This window comes from Mesorhizobium sp. M1322 (assembly GCF_040318085.1).
In the GTDB taxonomy this organism is placed as follows: Bacteria; Pseudomonadota; Alphaproteobacteria; order Rhizobiales; family Rhizobiaceae; genus Mesorhizobium.
Genome location: NZ_JAMYLP010000176.1, coordinates 1 through 4,390, shown reverse-complemented (window position 1 = coordinate 4,390; position 4,390 = coordinate 1). Strand labels below are relative to the sequence as shown.

Here is a 4,390-nt window from a genome sequence, read left to right as displayed (position 1 = left end):
AAGCCTGGGTCTTCATCGCCCACATCCGCCTGCTCACGCGTCGCCTCGCAAGACCTTGAAATTGCACCAGTCGTTTTGATTCAGACACTTAGATCGCTAATGACGGCCCGCCGATTTCGACGCGAGCAGAAAGATGCTGAAGAAGGACTGTGACCAGGGTGTGGTGCAAACCATCAGAATTTAGGTGGATGTAGGGATCGATTGTGGTATTTATATTTGATCACCATGAGAATGCTCTTTAAGCGTCTTTGATTTGACCCACGTGCTCTGACGACTAGCTTGTTGTCGCGTTCGCTTGGCCGAATGCGCAACTTATCTGTGAATTTCCTTTGATAATTACAATAGTGAGAGGGGCGGCATGCGGCAAGAACCGAAGTATATTGTCTTGCGTGATTTGACCAGCAAGCCGGAAAGCGCCGCAACGAGACCGCTTCGCCCGGACAGCCCGCTTGGCCCGCCGAAAGGCCTCACCAAGAGCCTCTCCCAGATTCACGCGAACAGCCTGAAAGCGATGAAATCCAACCTCACACTTGACGTTGGGGTGGATCGCAAGGATGCCGAAGATGCCAGGCGCGACAAACGTACGCTTGGCATCGCGCTACCGATGCCGACGGCGCTAATTGCACCGACCGCTGCCGGCAGCGGGCCCGATAGCCGAAATGTAAGTTGGGGCGTCGCGGAAGTCGGAGCCTTGAAAGCGCCGGTCACCGGCGCCGGAGTGACAGTCGCCGTGCTGGATACGGGCATCGATCGCAAACATGCTGCCTTCGCGGGCCTCATGATCGAGGAACAGGACTTTTCCGGGGAAGGTAACGGCGACAAAGAAGGTCATGGAACTCATTGCGCCGCGACGATATTTGGCCGCGATGTTGCCGGATTCCGGATCGGGGTCGCGCCTGGAGTCGAGAGGGCCCTGATCGGAAAAGTGCTCCGCAGCGATGGTGGTGGCGATACGGCCATGCTTTTCAAAGGACTGGAATGGGCCATCAATGCAAACGCGGACGTCATTTCCATGTCGCTCGGCTTCGATTTTCCAGGTTACGTCAACGGCCTGGTTGCTGACGGATGGCCGGCCGACCTGGCCACGTCCGACGCCCTCGTCAGTTACCGGGACAATCTGCGGCTGTTCGACAATTTGATGCAGCGGGTGAGATTGCTGGCAAATCAGAACAGTGGCTCTATCGTGGTCGCGGCGGCGGGTAACGAAAGCAAAGCGGGGCAAGAGCCGAACTACCGGATAGCCGTATCGCTGCCGGCTGCCGCGTTGGGCTTGATTTCCGTGGGAGCCCTTCAGAAACACGACGACGGACTGAGCGTCGCTGATTTTTCGAATACAATGCCGCGCCTGACCGCTCCCGGCGTATCGATCAGGTCAGCTCAGTTCAACACCAAAAGCGATCTTGTTGTCATGAGCGGCACCAGCATGGCCTGTCCGCATGTCGCAGGCGTTGCGGCGCTGTGGTGGGAACAGTTGCGCAAGGAAGGCAATGCCAGCGCGGGACGGGTCGAAGCCAAATTGCTGGCCAACGCCAAAAGCAACGTCTTCCGTACCGGAGTCGAGCCGCTCGATAGAGGGGATGGGATGGTCACCGCTCCTGTGGCGTGATCCGATACGGATATCCTGTCAGTCATCCGTGACAAAAAGCAGAGCCAATCCGACGGTTAATCCAAGAATACCCCCGACCAGAGGGCCGAGTATGAGCCCTGTTTCGACCAGATTTGCCACGCTTGTATTGTACAAAGCGCTCAGCACGAGTTGTTCAAAGGCAAGGCTGAAGGCGTAGAAGCCGATCGCGCTCACGAGGGATACGAAAAGCGTTGCCAGCACCGACACGACGGCGTTTCGGCCAAGCTTGCGGTAGTTGGTCCTCTCAAAGCTATAACTCAACGTGGCAAACACGATGCCAGCAGTTCCAAGCAAGCCACCCGGCAGCAGCGTTGCAGGGGTGGCGGGTGGGCGGGATTGGATTCCGAAGTACCAGGTTATCGGAGGTCCCACCAGCACACCGGCCAACAGGCCTCCCGCAATGCCGCCGAGCAAAAGCCAGTACCGCGCAAACTTCGTCGATGGCCGTGCAAACCATTGCGGATTCTTGGCAACTATGGAGCAGGCTCCAAGCACCACTCCGGTCAGAATGGCGGCCAACGTTATTTCGGAGAGAACCTGTCCAAAAGGCGCCCAATGGTAATCCTGAGTTTTGTCCCAGGAGTAGTAATAGGAAACGGCGATGATCGGAGCCGCCAGGATACCACCGAAATATCCGCCGATCATGCTGCGCGGCCAGTTGACTCGGCTCGTCGGCTTGATTTCGCCGCGCATGAAATCATAGGCCCTTCCCAAACCCCGGAGAAAAAAAACCAACGCGCCAAACATGGCGGCAACGACCGGTACGACGTATTCCGAGCCGGGACGGTCGGCGACCACCAGGCACAATGTCAAGATCGAGACCAGAAACGCTGAAAGCCCGATCAAGTTGGCAGAAAACCAAAGCAGCGATCCCGCGCTGAAGTAAAACGGCACAAGCAAGGAAGACGACGTCCAAGGCTCCTGCTGGCTGCTTGTCTTGTCCTGGACATAGCGAGCGACGCGCAGCATCAAATTGTTTATCGATAGGTCCGTCGTTTCGATATTCGCCAGCAAACCTTCGGTGAAAATGGACGAGGTTCCCGTTCCCTGCCAAGCCACCTTTCCAGGCGCCGCCGCATAAGCGAGAAAAGCCTGTCCAGCAAATTGCTGCGCCGAAGCTGAGGAAAAGGCGAGCCCAGGATTGATTCTCTTGGGCGGCGGTTTCGGCATCCCCTTTCCCACCGCATCGCGGGCGATTTCCGCGTTAACATTTTCCTCGAATGGATTGTCCCGGCAGGCGTCCAGGAAAACCAGAGAAATCTCTGCTTTTTCCGTTGTTCTACTTGTCAAATCCTGGATCGAAATCAAACCTTCTATAAACTTATTGTTGTCTATATCGGACTCGATCGGGACTATGTAGTTAGTTCCATCTATCTGCAATCCATGACCGGAATAATAAAGCAGACCTATGCTTGCGTTAGATGCGAGGGATTCAAATTCCTTGAACTTATTGCTTATCGCCGCGCTCGTGCCGTCCGTCAGCGAGATCGTTTCGAAACCCAGCCGATCCAACGCAATCGTCATTTGTGCTGCGTCATTCGGGGGGGTCTGCAGCAGAGGCGCTGTCTGATAGCCACCATTGCCGAGCACAAAGGCAACCCGCTTGCCTGATCTATTTCCTGCAAGAAGTCCCATGGGAACCCCGCCTTGCCGCAATAAAACCAGCTTCGATATTGTCTTTTTACCATGAGCAGCGATGTAAGTCCAAGGTGGTCTTGATCTGTCGAGCGATCGCGCTATCGGCGGAAAACTCTCCATTCGGCGCCAAAAACAAACCGCTTTTTTGCGCCCTTTCTCGGAACGGCAACAGATGCCAGTCTTTGTGTTCTCAAGCATCCTACGATGACTTGAACATCAAATTCTTGATCTGTCGATTCATGGGTTCGAACGCTATCGCGCCCAACAGAAAGTCACAGACCCCCGAAACCCAGCGAGACATTGCCGCCGGCGTGGCGCTCCAGCCGGCCGGCGAGGTCCAGTTCCAGCAGCACCATGAAAACTTGGGCGGGATGCAGGCCGGTGTGGCGGATGATTTCGTCGATCGCCACCGGCGTCGGGCCGAGGGTTTCGATGACGCGGGCGCGATCGTCTTCGCCGGGCGGTGGCGTTGCCGAAAAGTCGGGCGGCTCTCCAAGCGGCGCCGTCCTTGGCGCCAGCGCGCCGACCAGCGGCGCGATCGCACTGGTGATGTCCGATGCCTCGGTGACCAAAGTGGCGCCGTCCTTGAGCAAGGCGTTGGCGCCGGCGGCGCGCGGATCGAGCGGCGACCCGGGGACGGCGAAGACCAGCCGGCCCATCTCGCCGGCAAGCCTGGCGCTGATCAGCGAGCCGGAGCGTTGCGCGGCCTCAACCACGACCAGCCCCAATGCCGCACCGGCGACAAGGCGGTTGCGGCGCGGAAAATCCTGGGCGCGCGGCTGCCAGCCGAACGGCATTTCCGAAATGATGGCGCCGCCGTGCTCGGCAATCTCGTTGCACAGCCCGGCATTCTCGGGCGGGTAGGGCAGGTCGAGGCCGCCGGCCAGCACACCGATCGTGCCGGTCGCAAGGCTGCCCTGATGTGCTGCCGTGTCGATCCCGCGCGCCAGGCCGGAAACGATGCCGTAGCCGTCGCGGCCGAGTTCGGCGGCGAGCGTTCGCGCCATTTTGATACCGGCCAGCGAGGCGTTGCGGGCGCCGACGATGGCAACTGCCGGCAGCCGGAACACCGCGCCTTCGCCCTTGACCGCGAGCAGCGGCGGCGGATGGTCCATGCTTTTCATC

3 protein-coding genes are annotated in these 4,390 nt (G+C 58.4%); 1 reads left to right on the top strand and 2 read right to left on the bottom strand.

Annotation, left to right across the window (positions count from 1 at the left end; translation table 11 throughout):
* The first annotated feature begins 358 nt into the window (after positions 1-358).
* A complete protein-coding gene (locus tag NKH12_RS30030; protein ID WP_352956422.1) occupies positions 359-1,606 on the top strand; it encodes a S8 family peptidase in 1,248 nt (415 codons plus the stop codon).
* 18 nt (positions 1,607-1,624) lie between these two features.
* Here the strand turns inward: NKH12_RS30030 and NKH12_RS30025 are convergent, their stop codons facing one another.
* A complete protein-coding gene (locus NKH12_RS30025) occupies positions 1,625-3,262 on the bottom strand; it encodes a caspase family protein (protein WP_352956421.1) in 1,638 nt (545 codons plus the stop codon).
* 275 nt (positions 3,263-3,537) lie between these two features.
* A partial coding sequence (gene dprA / locus NKH12_RS30020) for a DNA-processing protein DprA (protein ID WP_352956420.1) occupies positions 3,538-4,390 on the bottom strand: 853 nt, incomplete at its 5' end.

What these genes read in the sequence shown, in the direction of transcription:
- NKH12_RS30030 (WP_352956422.1), top strand. Translation starts at nt 359, where the DNA reads ATGCGGCAAGAACCGAAGTATATTGTCTTGCGTGATTTGACCAGCAAG.
- NKH12_RS30025 (WP_352956421.1), bottom strand. Translation starts at nt 3,262, where the DNA reads ATGGGACTTCTTGCAGGAAATAGATCAGGCAAGCGGGTTGCCTTTGTG.